Consider the following 17722-nt stretch of genomic DNA (forward strand, 5'->3'; position numbering starts at 1 on the left):
GGTTATAGTGTAGGCCATGACTCCCAAACCCCCCAAGTCTTCATCCGCCCCTCGTCGGCCCCCCGCCGGCCCCTCCAGCCCCCGTGATCCCCGCCCCCCCCGGCGTCGGTGGCTCTGGCTGCTGGTGCTGATGGTGCTGCTGTCCCTGATCGGTACCCTGATGCTGGGCGCCCATGCGATACAACTGGATCGGCAGATTCAGGCCCAGTTCGAGGGTAAGCGCTGGGCGCTGCCGGCCCGGGTGTTTGCCCGGCCTCTGGAGTTGTATGTGGGGCTGCCTCTGGATGCAGATACCCTGGTGCAGGAATTGACCCTGCTGCACTATCGGGAAGGAGATCGGGAGGGGGAATACCAGCGCCAGGGTCATCATCTGATCCTCCGCACCCGGGGCTTTCCCTTTGCCGACGGCCATGAACCACCCCGCCAGGTTCGGGTGAGCTTTTCCGGCGGCCAGATTTCGGCCCTGGAGACGCTGGATACCGGTGAGTCCGTGTCCCTGTTGCGTCTGGAGCCGGCGCTGATTGCCAACATCTATCCTTCCCACGGTGAGGACCGGGTTTTGGTGCGCCTGGAAGATGTGCCACCGGCGTTGATCCAGGCCCTGCTGGTGGTGGAAGACCGCAAGTTCTATCAACATTTCGGCATCGACCCCATGGGCATCACCCGGGCTGCCCTGGCCAACCTGCGGGCGGGGCGCACTGTTCAGGGGGGCAGCACCCTGACCCAGCAGTTGGTGAAGAATTATTTTCTTACCCAGGATCGCACATTGGCCCGCAAGTTTGACGAGGCAATCATGGCCCTGTTGCTGGAGCGGCGCTACGACAAGGATGAGATTCTGGAAGCCTATCTCAATGAAGTCTATCTGGGACAGGATGGCGCCCGGGCTATCCATGGTTTTGGACTGGCCAGTCAGTTTTACTTCCAGCGGCGTCTCAATGAACTGGATCTGTCGGAGATGGCCCTGCTGGTGGGGATCATCCGTGGCCCCAACTTCTACGAACCACGACGCCGGGCAGAGCGGGCCATACAGCGCCGTAACCTGGTCCTGAGCCTGATGGCCCAGGCCGGCCATCTGAGTGCAGAGGACCTGGCCCAGGCCCAGGCTCAACCCCTCAATGTCAGTGCCCAGGCGCCCTCCGGTGTCAGCCCCTTCCCGGCTTATGTCCAACTGGTACGGGAGCAGTTGCGGCGGGATTATCGGGACGAAGACCTGCGGGAGGAGGGACTACTGATCTTTACCACTTTGGACCCCATGGCCCAGTTGGCGGCAGAGCGGGCCTTGACCCAGGAACTGGACCGGCTGGAACGGGAACGGCGATTGACAGGGAACAGCCTGCAGGGTGCAGTGGTGGTGACCAGTGCAGACAATGGGGAAGTGCTGGCCCTGGTGGGAGATCGGCAAATGCGTCAGGCGGCCTTCAACCGGGCCTTGCAGGCCCGGCGTCCGGTGGGGTCGGTCATCAAGCCCATGGTCTATCTGGCCGCCCTGTCCCAGCCGCAGGATTTTACCCTGGCTACCCTGCTTGATGATGACCCATTGACCGTCACGCTGGCCCACGGAGATACCTGGTCTCCACGCAATGCCAACCGACAGCATCACGGCTGGGTCACTGTTCAGGAATCCCTGGTGCATTCCTACAATGTATCTACCGTCCGGCTGGGGCTGGACCTGGGGCTTCCCGTGGTGGTGGATCAACTCCAGGCCCTGGGGCTGGAGCGGCGGGTGCCTCCATTTCCTTCACTGGTGCTAGGGGCGGTGGAGATGACTCCCCTGGAAGTCACCCGCCTGTATCAGGGGCTGGCCTCCGGTGGTTATCAGGTGCCCCTGCGGGCCATTCGGGAAGTGATGGACCGGGAGGGCCAGTTACTCCAGCGCTATCCCCTGTCCCTGCGCAGGGTTGCGGACCCAGATGGGGTTTATCTGGTGACGGCCACCCTGCATGAAGTCACGCGCAGCGGTACGGGCCGTGCCCTGCAGGGGCGGTTACCGGAAACCTTGCCGGTGGCAGGCAAAACGGGGACTACGGATGAACTGCGGGACGCCTGGTTTGCCGGCTACAGTGGCGATGTGCTGACGGTGGTATGGGTGGGACGGGATGACAATCAGCCCACCGGATTGTCCGGTGCCAGTGGGGCGCTGCCGGTTTGGGCCGAGGTGATGTCACGGGTGGCCCGTCGGGGGCTGTCCCAGGTGCCGCCAGAGAACATTGAATGGCATCTGGTGGACCCGGCCCTGGGATTACCAGCCCTGGAGCACTGTGACACCGCCCGCTGGATGCCCTTTATCCGGGGATCGGTACCCCAGGAATTTTCACCCTGCGGCATGACACTGGATTAAGGCGGGCGCCGGAACAGCTGTTGTGTCACCCCCATGCCTGCCCGCCGGGCCTGTCGCCAGACCCGCCGCCAGTCACTGCCCTGAGCGGCCTGGGCGATGCGCAGGGCTCTGGCCCGGTGGGAGCGATCCAGTTGGCTGAGCAACACCGTCCAGATGCGTTCCACCTGCCACACCTGATCCAGGCGATCCAGTCGTGCCGGTACGATCAGCGCCAGAGGAATCCCCAGATCCTGGGACACCGCCATCATCGCCCGCTTGATGGCCACGGCCTTGGGGCGATCCGGCTGTTCCAGATCATAGGGCGGCGCCCATTCCCGAGCCGGTGAAAGCCGGTCCACATGGCTAAGCACCACCAGCACCGGGGGCAGGATACGGCCCGGCATCCCCTCCAGGGTCTGACGCAGGGCAGTGAGTGCTTCCAGGTCCAGGGCCCGGTCTGCCCGGTGTGCCGGAATCACCCAGAGTATGCCATCGCTCTCTGTCAGGGTATTGGCCAGGGCATGGATCTGCGAACGGTTTTCCAGTCCAGGGGTATCGATGAGCACCAGCTCTTCTGCACCATCCCGTTGCAGCACGTAGCTACCCGGAGTGCGGGTCAGGGGCAGGGCATCCACCCCGGAAGCCCGGCTGCCCAGCAGGGCATTGACCAGACTGGACTTACCCCCATTGGTCTGGCCGGCCACCATGATGCGCACCGGCCCAAGGGATGGGGCCGGCGGCACGCCTGGTCCACGGGCCAGATCCGCTGCCTGAATATCCTCGGTGCGTTCGTCCACCCGCAGGCGCCCCGAATACAGTTCAATGGCCGCCCGTCCCACTTCCTCTACCCAGATGCGCGCCCCGCGTCGTTGCAGATAGTCACCGGCCTCGCCCAACATGGCGGCGATCATTTTTTCCCGGGCGGCGGCCAGGGCTGCAGTGGCCGGGTTGACCCAGCGCACTGTACGGTAAACCCGGCTGAGATGACCAAACCAGCGGGCGCTGGTGCGCACCGCAGGCTGTAGTTCCCACAGGCGCATCACCTGACTGGCCCGGATCATGTGGGCGCCAGGCACATGGTCCAGCATCACCCGTCGCAGCCGGGCACTGACTCGCTCTGTCAGTAGCAGGGCCTCGGGCATGGTGAACCCCCAGACGGCATGTTTTTCCTCGGGATGGTAATGCCGGGCCACCTGTTCGATGGTGTTTCGGGCCGTGGCCAGCATCTGTTGCTGATCGGAGAGGATGGCCGGTGCCGCTTCGGCAGCCAGACGCTGGACCGTTGCCCAGGCGGCCAGATCCCGGCCCGACCAGTCCTCATCGGGGGCCGATACCGGAGCCTCATCGGTGGTGCCCGCTTCTCGGCCCTGCCGGATACGCCATTGCAGCCACCAGCCGACACCGTAGACCAGCCCCCCCAGTACGGCAGCAATCCCCAGCCAGTACAGTAGCCAGCCTTGCTGCCAGAGCCACAGGGCACCAAAGGGAATCAAAGCCAGCACGGGCACCAGGGCCAACCCGAGGGCAGAGACCAGCGCACCCCAGCGTTCCCAGAGGGGGTCTTTGGGTTTCACGGTCTGGATTCCGCCTGAGATTGACCGGCGGCCTCTGCTTGTCCAGACGCTCTGAACAGGACATAGGCCTGTTTGAGTGCGCCACGGAAAGTCTCCGCCACCCCCTCGGGGGTATCGATGCCTTGTCGCCGCTGTTCCAGATAATGACAGGCCGCCCGACCCAGGGCATAGGTGACTGCGCCGCTGGCCACGCCGGCTGCCGCTGCTCCGGCCACCTGTCCATAAACCGGAATCAGCTTACCCAATTGACGGGCGGCAAATCCGGCACCGATCCCCAGGGTTGTCCCGGTTCCCAGGGAAGCAAGAAAGGTCTTGAGGGTCCGGCGGTCCCAGGGCAGGGCATAGACACGGGCAATGCTGTGGAGCATCTTGCCCTGCAGGGCCGGAACGGTGACCACCCCCATGATGGGCACCAGATCACAGACCCCGGCGGCGGTGGCATACCCCATAATATGGGGATGGATTCGGGCCTGACGACTGTCCCGGCCCTGCCGGGCCAGATCGGCAAGCAGTCCGGTGCGACCCTGGATACAGGCGGCATCCAGCGCCTCCAGCAGTTCTGGTAGCCCATAGTCCTGGTTGGAAAATCCCTCCTCCGGCAGGGTGAAGTCCACCGGTATCGCCTGAAACAGACCATCCCCAGGTAACCGGGCAAAGCACTCAGCCTGGGTCTTGAGGGCGCGATTCAGGTCCATGAGTGCCGGATCATGGCGCCAGCGCCCCCAAGGGGGATGATCCCGGTCATCCGGGTAGGCGTCATGGAGTCGGGTTTGTACCAGAATCACGGCCCAGTCGGGATGCCGTCGGCGGATCTGGGTCAGGGCGTTCAACAGGGCATCCTGCTGCGGGTCCATGGCACGGGCCACCGCAATCACCCCGTGGGCATGACCCTCCACTTCTGCCAGATCCGTTGCCGGATCATAATTGACCTCCTCCAGACCTCGGGTATCGAGAAATCGTACCACCGGCACATCCGGGGGAAAATCGTAGCGGCGGGCGCTGGGGGTACAAGGCTCAAAGGCATTGCCAACGAGGGCTGCCGGATCGCCGGTAATGGCCCGCACAATGGAGGTTTTGCCCGACTGCACCTTGCCCAAAAGCCATAGCACCGGCGCCTGGGCCCGTGCACCTGCGGCAATATCCTGTTCCAGGTCCGGTGCCGGATCGGGTCTGAGGACTGCATCCGTCAATCGACGCCAGAGGATCATGGTGCCTCACTGAGGCAACGGTGCAAAAATCCCTTCAAAATCTGGCCAAAGGGTCCAGGCGCCTGAATATGGAGCCAGTGGTCCGTATCTTTCAGGGTCATCAGTCGGGCGCGGGGAAAATGGCTGTTGATCCGGGGGCGATGGGCCTCCTGGATGTAACGGGAATGTTCGCCACGAATGAACAAGGTCGGGCCTGTGTAAGAGGACGCGGTTTCCGGGTAATCTGCCAGGGCAGGCAGGGCCTGCCGCAGAATATCCAGAGGTATCCGCCAACGCAATCCTGTTGCTCCCCGCTCCAGATTCATCAGCAAAAACCGGCGCACCGAAGCCTCGGGAATGGCCTGGGCCAGGGCGGTGTCGGCGTCTTTACGGCGGGATAACCGGGCCACGGGCAACTGTTGCAGACTGTTGAGAAGATGGGCATGGGTCCGGTCATCGAGGCTATAACTGACAGGGGCGATATCTGCCACCACCAGTGCCCGGACCCGCTCCGGGTGCTGCTGGGCCAGGGTCATGGCCACCTTGCCACCCATGCTGTGACCCACCAGCAGGGGCTGTTGCAGATTTTCCTGGTCCAACAAGGCCAGTATGTCGGCGGCCATGGAGGGATAGTCCATGGGGCTGGCATGGGGCGATTGACCATGATTGCGCAGATCCGGCAACAATACCCGGTAATGGGGGGCCAGGGATCGGGCCTGACCCTGCCAGTTGGTGCCGGAACCATACAGGCCGTGGAGCAACACCAGGGGAGGACCTTCCCCCAGGCACTTATGATGCAGTTGCAATGACATGGACATGCAAGTACCCGGATATCAGTGCCAGACCGGGCGGGCGCTAATCAATGTATGGCCACGCAACGGGAGGGCAGGACACCAGGCCGGTGATCTCCTGGCTGAGATAATCCAGAACCCAGCGAAAGGCCGCCCCATATTCGGACTCGTAAAACCGCTGGCTGCCAAACGTGACCGGAATCGGGTAAAGCACATCCCCCTTGGCTTCCCTGGATGCCCGCCGCTGTATCAACAGGTCACCGGTTTCACCATCAAAAACGTAAATTTCCACCTCCGCCCGCCGCAGGTAGGTATTGCGGATCAGGCCGATATTTTCATAACTGATGTCAATGATGACCCCAGCCAGCAGGTGAGTCACATCCCACTCCTGAGCCAGCCGCCTCACCCGTTCGCGGATGGCGGGTGCATGGGGATTGGGCAAGGTGGTAAGGGGTTCCTCCAGCAGCAGGCGATGTTCTGCCCGCCGTGGCGAGGTGTCCGTCCGTAGTGAAAAGCGATGGAGGATTTCATTGGGTACACCCAGTTCAATGCCACTCAGGCTACTGGTGACCTGCTGGTGCGAACGCAGTAACGGGAAGTGGACCGCCCCCATGCGAATCTCATCCGGGCACAGGGCATGGGCGGCATCGACCCGGATACGGACGTGATACACGTCTCCCTCTTGCCATTCTCCAACAATCTCATACCGGGAAATACGTGCCGTGGTTTCCAGCTGGGTGTCATCCTCCACCAGCACAGCCTCGCCGATTCTGGACTGGCCCCGAACCGTAACCCCCAACTGGGCCGAAGCATTCCAGAGGGCATCTTCCAGCGCATCCCTTCTGGCCTCGGTCACCGAACGCCCTGCCGAGGACGCAACGCCCTCGGCAAAGATCACATCAGCCATTGCCGCGCCGGGCAGCCAGAGCAAAGCCAGCAATAACAGCACCTTCACGGCAGAGACCTCTCAATCAGCGATGGTAATAGTAGTAAGGCGCATTGTAATGACGGGTGCCGGGCGGGCAATGGGGGGCGGCACACGCGGGCTGCCAATGATAACGGGGAGCACGATGCCGCACGGGCACACACCCCCATGCACCACATTGGGTGGGCACCACGGCAGGCTGATAAACGGGCACCGAGGGAGCCACATAGGCGGGGCTTCTGACGGGGGCGCCCACCGGAACCATACAGGTATGGGGCTGGACGACGCAACTGTAGAACTGGCGACTGATGGTCAGTTCCAAAACCGTTTCGTAAATATCATCATCGGCCAGAATCACATCCACCACCCGGGCGCCGGTGACCTTGGCGTTGACATAAGAACGGATCTGATCATGGCGGGCCGCCATGTCCCGGATCGTGGTGCTGCCTTGCAGATCGATACCGTACACGCTTTCTGCCAGATTACGGTAGGCATCCAGGCGGCTGGCCCGCATGGCGTTGAGCTTGAGCTGGGCCTGAGTCTGGTGAACACTGGGGCGGACTGCACCGTAACCACTGACCCGAATCACCCGATCTTCAAAGTGGTGGCTTTGGTAGGCCATGGCGGGTGCCGGATAATGCTGGGCGCAGGCCACGTTAAGGAACATCACGCCCATGACCACTGGCAATAGTACAATCATCTTCTTCATGGTGACTTCTCCTTGATGTAGAGCTGATCTAAAAATGTCCAGGGATGCCGTTGATCATGGCGACGCCGTGCTGCCAGTGGTCATACCCGACACCGTGGAGGATATCCGGTGGATGCTCCCCTTCCTCCCTCTTATCGACCGATAGGGGGAAACTCTTTAATACGATCAAGGAAATGCCGATTTTGGCCGACAACCTCAACGATTCGGCAGATGCCCCAAAGATATCCAAACTTCAATGGCAGTGGCCTGATTGCCACCTCGCCCGGCAGGGCATTGCCGGGGATGTGTGCGGAGAATGTTCAATGACCTGCAGCGTTTATATGATCCATCCACGCCATCATACATGGCGCCGAAAGCTGGGGGCCGGTGTATTGGGTCTGGTGCTGATGGCGTTATCCGTACCGGGCCTGGCGGAATTTTCCCTGGCATCGTCCATGCTCACCGATCAGGACCGGTTGCGGGCGGCCCAGGCGGCGTTGGAACGCCAGGATCCGTTGACGGCTCTGGGGTATCTACCGGCAGATTCTGGCCACCTTGCTCCATCCATGGCATTGCAGTCTCTCTACCTGCGTGCCCAGGCGGAGATGGCCCTGGGGCGCACCCTGGATGCCATCAGCACCTGGAATCGGCTCCATGGGCAGATGCCCGATGCCCAGTCCCGATCCCGTATCCGGCAGCAGTTGATGGCATGGCTTGAGGGATTCGATCCTGCCGATCTACGCAGCCTGAGAAGTCGTGCTTCCCATCCAGATACGGTGCAATGGCTGGATCAGGCGTTGCTGGCCAGGACTCCAGCGTCTGGCCATCTCTCCCATGAGCGCACCGCCTCCCATCCCGCCACCCTGGCCAGCGGACCACCCCGCCAGATTGCTGTCATCCTGCCTCTGACGGGCCGTTATGGTGGGGTTTCCCGAAATATCCTCCAGGGGATTCGGGCGGCCCATGAATCCGGTGGTCCCGGTCCGGCGCCCATCTTGATGGTCTATGACATGGGCGAGACGCCGGCAGGGGTTTTACGCCGTTACGACGAAGCGGTGGCCGATGGGGCGGAACTGGTCATCGGCCCCCTGTCCAGAGCGGCAGTGGACCTGCTGGCCGGTCGCGCTGCGGGTCTGCCGGTGCCGGTACTGACGCTCAACCATGGTGAAAACAGGGGCCGCTATCCAGAACAGCTTTTCCGCTACAGCCTCAATCCTGAACATGAGGCCATCCAGGTGGCCACCCGGGCCTTTGCCCAGGGGCATCGACAGGCCGTGGTGCTGGTACCCCGTACCGAATTGGGAGAGCGACTGCAGGGTGCCTTTGCGGCCCGGTTTGAAGCCTTGGGCGGAACGGTGCGTCTGGTACGGCGATTTCCTCCCCAGGGAATGAATCCAGCCGAAGTGCTTGGCCAGTGGCCCCAGAATGTGGACATGGTATTTCTCTCCGGCGAACCAGGCCACGCCCGCATGCTGGTACCTGGGTTGCAGCGCCACAGAACAGGCGCCCTGCCGGTGTACGCCACGTCCCATATCTTTTCCGGTCGTCAGAACCCGGCCCTGGACCGGGACCTGGACGGGGTATTTGTGGCCGACATGCCCTGGCTGCTGTTCCAGACTGACTCCCGCGCCGGTCTGGATCAGGTCTCCCTGGACGCCGGTTTATATCATTGGCCCCGTATGGCTGCTTTTGGCTTTGACGCCTATCAGCTGGGTCTGCGACTGGGCACCCTGCAACAGGGTGGAGGAGAGCGCCTGTACGGCTTGACGGGCACCTTGACGATAGACAATCAGGGATATGTCAGGCGTTTACCCGAATGGGGACAATTTGCACAGGGCAGACCCAGAGTGATTGCTGACTGGCGCCATTAAATGGCCCGCCCTCTATCGGAGCTATTGATCCGGTTTTTTCTGCTCCATACACTGTCACTGCCCGGCCACTGGCGGCCTGAGCGGTATTTAAAACCCAAAATCGACACAGGAGGACGCAAGACAGGATGTCTGGCGCAACATTGATGATCACCCCTGAAGCCTTTGCCACACACCGTGAAGATTTTGCCGCTTTCGTGGCCACCATCCATCGTTTTGCCTCCCTGCTGTTCATCATCAGCTTTATCGGTTACGGGGCCGCCGCCTGGATCTGGTTTCAGGGCGCGACCTGGACGGCACTGATTGTAGCCACCCTGGCCTATCTGTTTTTTCGTCAGTTTCGGCGTCTGTCCCTGAACCTGGCCCGGATCAAGTACACCCTGCAGCCCCGTTATCATCCCATGCTGCTGCTGGTGGACCAGATGCTCGAAGACCACAAGCCTGCCGTAGTGGTGGGGCAACTGGAGTCTCTGCTCAAAAAACCACAACACATCACGCCATCTGACCCGGAACCCTGACCAAAACTGACGGCTTATCGGGCAGGCGACTATCCCTTCATGCCTGCGGGCCTGATAGACTTGCCCGCTGACCCAGCAACATGGAGAAGATTATGCCTTCATTCGACGTGGTGTCCGAAGTGGACATGCAGGAACTGCGCAACGCCGTCGATCAGACCAGACGCGAAGTGGAGAACCGCTACGACTTCAAGGGCAGCCCCGCCGATGTGGAGCAGAGCGAGGCCGAACTGACCCTGTTTGGCGGCTCTGAATTTCAGGTGGATCAGGTCATGGACATCCTCACCCAGAAACTGGCCAAGCGGGGCATCGATGTGGGTTGTCTGGAATCTGGCAAGCTGGAAGAAGGAGGCGGCAAAGCCCGCCGCGTGGTGACCATTCGCCAGGGAATCGATCAGGATCTGGCCAAAAAGATTATCCGCCTGATCAAGGACAGCAAACTCAAGGTCCAGGCCGCCATCCAGGGCGAGAAGGTTCGGATTACCGGCAAGAAACGTGATGACCTGCAAGAAGCCATCGCCCTGTTGCGCAAGGCTGAACTGGATCTGCCCCTGCAGTACAATAATTTCAGAGACTAAATCGCCGGCGTGCTGATCTGATCCCAGGCGGCCGCCGGGTCATTATTTCTGGAAGGTTTCGCCTTGACCACAGAAGCATCGGATGTTCGTGTCTATTACCGGGTTGCCCTCAAGCTCCTGGCCCTGCTGGGGATACTGGCGCTGGCCTACACCATGATTGCCGGCTTTTTCAGTGAACCCCAGACCCGCCATGTCCTGACCCAGTCGGTAGACATCTCTTCACTGGCACCAGGAGAGATGCTCGAAGTGACATGGAGTGGCCGCCCCGTAGTGATACTGCGCCGCAGTGAGGCCATGATGGCTGCTGATGCAGCCTTCGTGGAATCCCTCTATGATCCAGGCTCCCGCTTCAGTCGCCAGCCCCGTGACTACCGCAACCCCCATCGCTCTGCAACGGCGGATCTCTTTGTGGCCTTTGCCGTTGGCACCGACCTGGGGTGCCGTCTGGATCTGGTGCCCCCCGAGATTGCAGCGGAGCAGGGTTGGGGAGGCGGTTTTATCGACCGGTGTCGGCAAGGGCGTTACGACTTTGCTGGCCGGGTCTACAATGGCCAGGATGCTCGGCGTAACCTGGAGGTACCCGATTATCGACTGCACCCGGATGGTCGGGTGATCCTGGAGGCCAGATAGTGGAATGGGGGAATAAATGGCCGTCTCCGTCATCCCCCCGGCAAAATCGGGGGAATGACGGAGTTTGTTCCAGCCAGACGGGTTCAGGAACCCTCGTTGACCGCCTTCATGCTCAGGCGAATGCGGCCTTGCTTGTCCACTTCCAGCACCTTGACCTTGACGATCTCGCCTTCCTTGACCCGCTCGGAGACACTCTCCACGCGCTCTTCGGAAATCTGGGAGATATGCACCAGACCGTCACGACCGGGCAGGATGGTAACAAAGGCACCAAAATCCATGATCTTGGCCACACGCCCTTCATAGATCCGCCCCACTTCCACGTCAGCGGTGATTTCCTCGATCCGGCGACGGGCTTCTTCACCGGCTTCCTTGTCCACAGAAGCAATCTTGATGACGCCACTGTCGTCAATGTCGATGGTGGCCCCCGTTTCTTCCGTCAGGGCGCGAATGGTGGCGCCCCCCTTGCCGATCACGTCCCGAATCTTCTCCGGATTGATACGCAGGGTAATAAAGCGCGGCGCATAGGAAGACATTTCAACCCGCGGGGTACTGATGACCTTGTTCATCTCACCCAGGATATGCAGACGACCGTCCCGGGCCTGGGCCAGGGCAGTCTCCATGATGTCACGGGTGATGCCATCGATCTTGATGTCCATCTGCAGGGCGGTGACCCCTTCTTCCGTACCGGCCACCTTGAAGTCCATGTCACCCAGGTGATCTTCATCACCCAGGATGTCGGTCAGCACCGCAAAGCGGTCGCCGTCCTTGATCAGACCCATGGCCACACCGGCTACCGGCGCCTTCAGGGGCACACCGGCATCCATCAGGGCCAGACTGGTACCACAGACGGAAGCCATGGAACTGGAGCCGTTGGATTCGGTGATTTCGGACACCACGCGCAGCACATAGGGGAAGTCGCCTTCCGCCGGCATCACGCCCTGCACGCCCCGCTTGGCCAGACGGCCATGGCCGATCTCACGGCGCTTGGGCGAGCCCACCATGCCGGTTTCACCGGTGCAGTAGGGCGGGAAGTTGTAGTGCAGCATGAAGCGTTCGCGACGCTCACCCTCAATGGCATCGATGATCTGGGAATCCCGATCCGTGCCCAGGGTGGCGGTGACGATGGCCTGGGTCTCGCCGCGGGTGAACAGGGCGGAACCGTGGGTACGGGGCAGCACTCCGACGCGCACGTCGATGGGACGCACGGTGCGGGTGTCGCGGCCATCGATACGGGGCTGACCATCCAAAATGCGGTCGCGCACGATGCGCTTTTCCAGACTGTGGAAGATCTCCTTGACCTCTTCGGCCAGGGGGGAGCCTTCCTCGCCATCGGCAAGGCGGGCCACCACGGCTTCACGGACCTCGGCGATGCGCTGGGTGCGTTCCTGCTTTTCGGCCACCTGGTAGGCGGCGGTCAGGTCGGCATGACAGGCTTCGGCCACGCGGGTACGCAGATCGGTGTTGTCCTGCGCGGGCTGCCAGTTCCAGGCCGGCTTGCCGGCTTCGGCGGCCAGTTCCTGGATGGCCTGGATCGCCACCTGCATCTGCTCGTGACCGTAGATCACGGCACCCAGCATCACTTCTTCAGAAAGCATGGCGGCTTCGGATTCCACCATGATCACGGCATTGGCCGTACCGGCCACCACCAGATCCAGGGCGGATTCCTTGAGCTGGGACAGGTCGGGGTTGAGGACATACTGACCCTCCACATAACCCACCCGGGCGGCGCCGATGGGACCGGCAAAAGGCAGGCCGGACAGGGCCACCGCAGCGGAGGCACCCAGCAGGGCCGGGATGTCCGGATCCACTTCCGGATTCAGGGACATCACCGTGGCCACCACTTGGACTTCATTGGTGAAGCCCTTGGGGAACAGCGGGCGCAGAGGGCGGTCGATCAGGCGGGAGGTCAGGGTCTCCTTTTCCGAGGGACGACCTTCACGCTTGAAGAACCCACCCGGGATGCGGCCGGCGGCATAGGTCCGTTCCTGATAGTTTACGGTCAGGGGGAAAAAATCCCGGCCTGGCACGGCTTCCTTGCGACCGACGGCGGTGACCAGCACCACGGTGCCGGCCACATTGACCATGACGGCACCAGAGGCTTGACGGGCGATTTCGCCAGTTTCGAGGGTCACGGTATGCTGACCGTACTGGAAGGACTTGCTGATTGACGGCACGTTGAATCCCGGTTTTGAGTGGTTCTTGTTCTAAAGGCTCCGGCCGAGACTCAGCGGCGCAGGCCGAGGCTGCTCACCAGATTCTGGTAACGCTCCTGATCCTTGCCCTTGAGATAGTCCAGCAGCTTGCGGCGCTGGTTGACCATCTTCAGCAGGCCACGACGGGAGTGGTGGTCCTTCTTGTGCTTGGCAAAGTGGTCCGTCAGGTGCTGGATGCGGGCAGACAGCAGGGCCACCTGAACTTCCGGGGAACCGGTGTCGGAGGAACCGCGCTGATACTTTTCCACGATACCGGACTTGATTTCACTGCTAAGGGACATGCGCTAAGACTCCTGGCATTGATCCCGGCACCCTGTTGGCCGGAATCGTTACATTCGTTGAAGGCCCGGGATTCTATCACGCGCCCCCTGTTTGGAATAGGGCTTTAACCGGAATTGGCAGGGCCCATGATCAGTCGCCTGGGGGCCACCTTGCCATCGTCCTGAAGCTGACCCACGCCCATGAAGCGGTCGCCGGGACCATAGATCCGTAACCAGCCGGTGTGGGCAAGCCCCGGCACGAATATCGCCTGCCCCTGGGCAAGATAAAAGGCACTGTCTCCATCCAGACGCACTTCAGGCCAGTGCATCAGGGCTTCGTCAGCAGGATGCAGTAGTCCGTCCAAAGCCTGCGGGCCCTGGTTGGCCAGGGCTTCAATCTGCTCCAGTGTCACCATTCTGGGGGCGTCAAAGGGGGTCAGCCCCACCCGCCGTAGCTGGATCACATGGGCTCCACACCCCAGGGCCCGGCCAATATCTTCCACCAGGGTGCGGATGTAGGTTCCCTTGGAACAGGATACCTCCAGGGTCAGGGTATCCCCGGTCCGGGCCAGGCAATGCAATTGATGGATGGTCACCGGACGTGGTGCCCGCTCCACTTCCTGTCCCTTGCGGGCCAGATCATAGAGCCTCTGACCTTGATGTTTGAGGGCGGAATACATGGGCGGAATCTGCTCGATGGCCCCCCGGAACCGGTCAAGAACAGCCTCGATCCGTTGATCGTCCAGTTCAGGCACCGGCAGGGTTTCGATGACCTCCCCTTCCGCATCTGCCGTGGTGGTGGTCATCCCCAGGCGGCAAACCGTCTGGTACTGCTTGTCTGCATCCAGCAGAAAAGCAGATACCTTGGTGGCCTCACCAAAACACAGGGGCAAAAGACCAGTGGCCAGCGGGTCCAGGCTGCCGGTATGCCCGGCCTTTTTTGCCTTGAACAGATACTTGACCCGCTGCAGGGCCTGATTGGAGGTGTATCCCACCGGCTTGTCCAGCAGGATCAGGCCGTGTACGTCACGGCGCTGGATTCTTGGTTTGCTCATGAAGAAGGAGGGTCGTTATCGTCCCGATGGCGGGCCTTGTCTTCGGCCAGGGCCTGATCAATCAGCGCGGAGATGCGTGCCCCTTCCCGCTGGGTGTCGTCATAGTGAAAATGCAGCTCGGGCACGGAGCGGATACGCATGCGCCGCCCCAGTTCCCGACGCAAAAAACCAGCCGCCTTGCGTAGCCCCTCGGAGGTCACCTTGATGGCTTCATCGTCTCCAAGTACGGTGAAAAACACCTTGGCATGGGCCAGATCCCGACTGACCTCCACTCCGGCGATGGTGAGCATCCCCACCCGGGGGTCTTTAAGCCCCTCGCGCACCAGTTCGGCCAGCTCCCGCTGGATCTGATCTCCCACCCGTTGGGCACGGGAATAGTCTCTAGGCATGAGGCAACCTCTCCGGGTCGTGGTGTATCAGGTGCAGACGATTACAGTGTCCGCGCCACTTCTACCCGCTGATAAACCTCGATCTGATCGCCGGGCTTCACGTCATTGTAGTTCTTCACCGCAATGCCGCACTCGGTGCCGGTCCGCACTTCATTGACGTCATCCTTGAAGCGACGCAGGGATTCCAGCTCACCTTCATAGATGACCACGTTGTCACGCAGCACACGGATGGGGTTGCCCCGCCGCACCGAACCTTCGATGACCAGACAGCCCGCCACAGCACCAAACTGGGACGATTTGAACACATCCCGCACCTGGGCCAGACCCACGATTTCCTCCCGCAGTTCGGGAGAGAGCAAACCGGTCAGGGCCTGCTTGACATCGTCGATGGCCTCGTAGATCACGCTGTAGTAGCGCAGATCCACTTCCTGCTCCGCCACCGCCTTGCGGGCGCCGGAATCGGCACGCACGTTAAAGCCGATGATGATGGCATTGGAAGCCTTGGCCAGGTTGACGTCGGATTCGGTGATCCCCCCCACGCCGGCGGCCACGATCTTCACCTTGACCTCGTCGGTGGACAGCTTTTCCAGGGAATCCCGCAGGGCTTCGGCGGAACCTTGAACATCGGCCTTGAGCAGGATGTTGACCACCGAGGCGGCCCCTTCCTGCATCTGACTGAACAGGTTTTCCAGTTTGGCGGCCTGCTGGGTGGCCAGTTTGGACTCGCGGAACTTGCCCTGGCGGAACAGGGCCACTTCCCGGGCCTTGCGCTCGTCGGCCACCACCAGCATGTCGTCACCGGCATTGGGCACGCCGGACAGACCCAGCACTTCCACCGGAATGGAGGGGCCGGCTGTCTTTTCAGGTTTGCCGTTCTCGTCGAACATGGCCCGGACACGGCCAAATTCCTGCCCCGCCAGAATGACATCACCCTTGTTGAGGGTACCAGCCTGCACCAGCACAGTGGCCACGGGACCACGCCCCTTGTCCAGACGGGATTCGATGACCACCCCTCGGGCCGGGCCTTCCTTGGGTGCCTTGAGTTCCATCAGTTCCGCCTGCAGGTGAATGGCTTCCAGCAACTGGTCCATGCCTTCTCCACTCTTGGCGGAAACATGAACGAACTGGGTATCACCCCCCCATTCCTCGGAAATCACATTATGCTGGGACAGTTCATTCTTCACCCGATCCGGGTCGGCTTCGGGCTTGTCAATCTTGTTGACCGCCACCACCATGGGCACTTCACCAGCCTGGGCATGCTGAATCGCCTCCAGGGTCTGGGGCATGACGCCGTCATCGGCGGCCACCACCAGCACCACCACGTCGGTGACTTTGGCACCCCGGGCGCGCATGGCGGTAAAGGCAGCGTGACCAGGGGTGTCCAGGAAAGTGACACCGCTGCCCTTCTTGAAGGGAACATGATAGGCGCCGATATGCTGAGTAATGCCCCCGGCTTCACCCGAAGCCACCTTGGTGCGGCGGACGTAATCCAGCAGCGAGGTCTTGCCGTGGTCCACATGGCCCATGACGGTGACCACGGGAGGACGGGGCAGGGCCTCGCCCATTTCCTCGGTCTCCAGGGTCAGTTCCTCACCCACTTCAGCCTCTTGCATGGGCTTGGCCACATGCCCCATTTCCTCCACCACCAGGGTGGCGGTGTCCTGATCGATGGACTGGTTGATGGTGGCCATCACGCCCATGCCCATCAAGGTCTTGATCAGTTCGGGGGCCTTGATGGCCATTTTCTGGGCCAGCTCGCCCACGGTGAGCATTTCGGGAATGCTCACCTCACGCACCACCGGCGCGGTGGGCCGTTCAAAACCATGTTTGCCGGCAGAAGCTGGCGCAGCACGCCCGGCCTTGCCTTTGCCCCGGCGACCTCGCTTGTCGCTGGCGACGTGGAGTTCTTCCCGCTTGGACTTGCCCACATCCTCCCGGTCCTTGCCCCGCCGGCGCCGGCGAGGATTGTCCGAGGCCGGTGCAGGGGCCTCGGTGGGCGCTGCCGGCCCCGGAGCCGCCGCTGCTGCCGCCGCTGCCGCTGCCGCCCGTTCCATGGCTTCCTTGCGGGCGGCTTCTTCGGCGGCCTGCCGGGTCTGCAGTTCCGCTTCGCGGCGGGCCATGGCCTCCGCTTCCCGGATCATTTCCAGTTCCCGCTGGCGCAATGCCTCGGCAGCCCGGCGAGCTTCCTCCTCGGCGGTGCGCTGCTCCTCCTCGGCCCGACGCAATTCCGCTTCGGCGGCGGCCCGTTCGGCTTCCTTGGCCTGCAGTTCCAGTTCTTCTGGGGTAGGCTGGGGCAACTCTGGCGCCGGGGGCGGGGCAACCACCGGCTCTGATGCCACCGGTGGGGCAGATTCCGCCCGCGGCGCAGACTCGGTGGGCGCTTCGGTCAGCGCTGCATCCGCTTCACCCTGTTTGACATAGGTGCGGCGCTTGCGTACTTCCACACTGACCGTCTTGGCACGGCCCTGGGCGCTGGTGACCTTGAGTTCCGTGGTGCTCTTGCGGCGCAGGGTGATGCGCCGGGATGGCCCCGCTTCTGCAGCCTTGCCATGCACCTTGCGCAGATGTTCCAGGAGCTGCAGCTTTTGCTCCTCGGTGACGGTCTGATCGGGATCTGCAACAGGCACCCCCGCATCGGACAACTGCTCCAGCAGTCGCTCCACCGGCGTTCCCACCACTTCGGACAATTGTTTCACCGTAACGTCGGTCATGTGCCGTCACCTCCGATCTGA

At 62.0% G+C, this 17722-nt stretch carries 15 protein-coding genes; 5 read left to right on the forward strand and 10 right to left on the reverse strand.

Annotated elements, in window-relative coordinates; translation table 11 throughout:
* Positions 1-16 precede the first annotated feature (16 nt).
* Positions 17-2338 carry a penicillin-binding protein 1B gene (gene mrcB / locus BMX62_RS00705; RefSeq protein ID WP_090202492.1) on the forward strand — a complete coding sequence of 774 codons (2322 nt, stop codon included), beginning with the start codon at positions 17-19 and terminating at the stop codon, positions 2336-2338.
* Here mrcB and BMX62_RS00710 read toward each other — a convergent pair.
* The 5 genes from BMX62_RS00710 to BMX62_RS00730 are packed head-to-tail and all read right to left on the reverse strand — an operon-like array spanning position 2335 to position 7503.
* Complete coding sequence (locus BMX62_RS00710) at positions 2335-3891, reverse strand: GTPase family protein (protein ID WP_090202495.1); 1557 nt, start codon at positions 3889-3891, stop codon at positions 2335-2337. The two genes, mrcB and BMX62_RS00710, sit on opposite strands and share 4 nt — an antisense overlap.
* Complete coding sequence (locus BMX62_RS00715; RefSeq protein WP_090202498.1) at positions 3888-5099, reverse strand: YcjF family protein; 1212 nt, start codon at positions 5097-5099, stop codon at positions 3888-3890. The genes BMX62_RS00710 and BMX62_RS00715 overlap by 4 nt, the downstream gene beginning before the upstream one ends.
* A complete protein-coding gene (locus tag BMX62_RS00720; protein ID WP_238375782.1) occupies positions 5096-5896 on the reverse strand; it encodes an alpha/beta fold hydrolase in 801 nt (266 codons plus the stop codon). Before BMX62_RS00720 ends, BMX62_RS00715 begins: the two co-directional genes overlap by 4 nt.
* A gap of 37 nt (positions 5897-5933) precedes the next feature.
* A complete protein-coding gene (locus BMX62_RS00725; RefSeq protein ID WP_090202501.1) occupies positions 5934-6824 on the reverse strand; it encodes a flagellar assembly protein T N-terminal domain-containing protein in 891 nt (296 codons plus the stop codon).
* A gap of 16 nt (positions 6825-6840) precedes the next feature.
* Positions 6841-7503, reverse strand: coding sequence for an LPP20 family lipoprotein (locus BMX62_RS00730; RefSeq protein ID WP_090202504.1), 663 nt, complete (start codon positions 7501-7503; stop codon positions 6841-6843).
* Between the two features lie 302 nt (positions 7504-7805).
* Between BMX62_RS00730 and BMX62_RS00735 the strand changes: the two genes are divergently transcribed.
* From BMX62_RS00735 to petA, 4 genes are all read left to right on the forward strand, one after another.
* On the forward strand, positions 7806-9353 hold the full coding sequence (locus tag BMX62_RS00735; RefSeq protein WP_162273478.1) for a penicillin-binding protein activator: 1548 nt from the start codon (positions 7806-7808) through the stop codon (positions 9351-9353).
* A 125-nt stretch (positions 9354-9478) separates the two neighbouring features.
* The gene (locus BMX62_RS00740; RefSeq protein WP_143339631.1) at positions 9479-9868 is read left to right on the forward strand and encodes a hypothetical protein; all 390 of its coding nucleotides are present in this window, start codon (positions 9479-9481) and stop codon (positions 9866-9868) included.
* 92 nt (positions 9869-9960) lie between these two features.
* A complete protein-coding gene (locus BMX62_RS00745) occupies positions 9961-10443 on the forward strand; it encodes a YajQ family cyclic di-GMP-binding protein (protein ID WP_090202512.1) in 483 nt (160 codons plus the stop codon).
* 63 nt (positions 10444-10506) lie between these two features.
* Complete coding sequence (petA, locus tag BMX62_RS00750) at positions 10507-11073, forward strand: ubiquinol-cytochrome c reductase iron-sulfur subunit (protein ID WP_090202516.1); 567 nt, start codon at positions 10507-10509, stop codon at positions 11071-11073.
* Between the two features lie 83 nt (positions 11074-11156).
* Here the strand turns inward: petA and pnp are convergent, their stop codons facing one another.
* The 5 genes from pnp to infB form a co-directional block, all read right to left on the reverse strand.
* A complete protein-coding gene (gene pnp / locus BMX62_RS00755) occupies positions 11157-13247 on the reverse strand; it encodes a polyribonucleotide nucleotidyltransferase (protein WP_090202517.1) in 2091 nt (696 codons plus the stop codon).
* A gap of 50 nt (positions 13248-13297) precedes the next feature.
* Complete coding sequence (gene rpsO / locus BMX62_RS00760; protein ID WP_090202520.1) at positions 13298-13567, reverse strand: 30S ribosomal protein S15; 270 nt, start codon at positions 13565-13567, stop codon at positions 13298-13300.
* 104 nt (positions 13568-13671) lie between these two features.
* Positions 13672-14601 carry a tRNA pseudouridine(55) synthase TruB gene (truB, locus tag BMX62_RS00765; protein WP_090202522.1) on the reverse strand — a complete coding sequence of 310 codons (930 nt, stop codon included), beginning with the start codon at positions 14599-14601 and terminating at the stop codon, positions 13672-13674.
* A complete protein-coding gene (gene rbfA / locus BMX62_RS00770) occupies positions 14598-14990 on the reverse strand; it encodes a 30S ribosome-binding factor RbfA (RefSeq protein WP_090202525.1) in 393 nt (130 codons plus the stop codon). Before rbfA ends, truB begins: the two co-directional genes overlap by 4 nt.
* Before the next feature lie 41 nt (positions 14991-15031).
* Positions 15032-17701: a translation initiation factor IF-2 gene (infB, locus tag BMX62_RS00775; protein WP_090202528.1), complete on the reverse strand. Its 2670-nt coding sequence runs from the start codon at positions 17699-17701 to the stop codon at positions 15032-15034.
* Positions 17702-17722: the final 21 nt, after the last annotated feature.

This window comes from Ectothiorhodospira magna (assembly GCF_900110965.1).
GTDB classification, from domain to species: domain Bacteria; phylum Pseudomonadota; class Gammaproteobacteria; order Ectothiorhodospirales; family Ectothiorhodospiraceae; genus Ectothiorhodospira; species Ectothiorhodospira magna.

Bases quoted from the DNA above. Each gene is read 5' to 3' on its own strand.
- mrcB (WP_090202492.1), top strand. From the start codon at position 17: ATGACTCCCAAACCCCCCAAGTCTTCATCCGCCCCTCGTCGGCCCCCC.
- BMX62_RS00715 (WP_090202498.1), bottom strand. From the start codon at position 5,099: ATGATCCTCTGGCGTCGATTGACGGATGCAGTCCTCAGACCCGATCCG.
- BMX62_RS00720 (WP_238375782.1), bottom strand. From the start codon at position 5,896: ATGTCCATGTCATTGCAACTGCATCATAAGTGCCTGGGGGAAGGTCCT.
- BMX62_RS00730 (WP_090202504.1), bottom strand. From the start codon at position 7,503: ATGAAGAAGATGATTGTACTATTGCCAGTGGTCATGGGCGTGATGTTC.
- BMX62_RS00735 (WP_162273478.1), top strand. From the start codon at position 7,806: ATGACCTGCAGCGTTTATATGATCCATCCACGCCATCATACATGGCGC.
- BMX62_RS00740 (WP_143339631.1), top strand. From the start codon at position 9,479: ATGTCTGGCGCAACATTGATGATCACCCCTGAAGCCTTTGCCACACAC.
- BMX62_RS00745 (WP_090202512.1), top strand. From the start codon at position 9,961: ATGCCTTCATTCGACGTGGTGTCCGAAGTGGACATGCAGGAACTGCGC.
- rpsO (WP_090202520.1), bottom strand. From the start codon at position 13,567: ATGTCCCTTAGCAGTGAAATCAAGTCCGGTATCGTGGAAAAGTATCAG.
- truB (WP_090202522.1), bottom strand. From the start codon at position 14,601: ATGAGCAAACCAAGAATCCAGCGCCGTGACGTACACGGCCTGATCCTG.
- rbfA (WP_090202525.1), bottom strand. From the start codon at position 14,990: ATGCCTAGAGACTATTCCCGTGCCCAACGGGTGGGAGATCAGATCCAG.
- infB (WP_090202528.1), bottom strand. From the start codon at position 17,701: ATGACCGACGTTACGGTGAAACAATTGTCCGAAGTGGTGGGAACGCCG.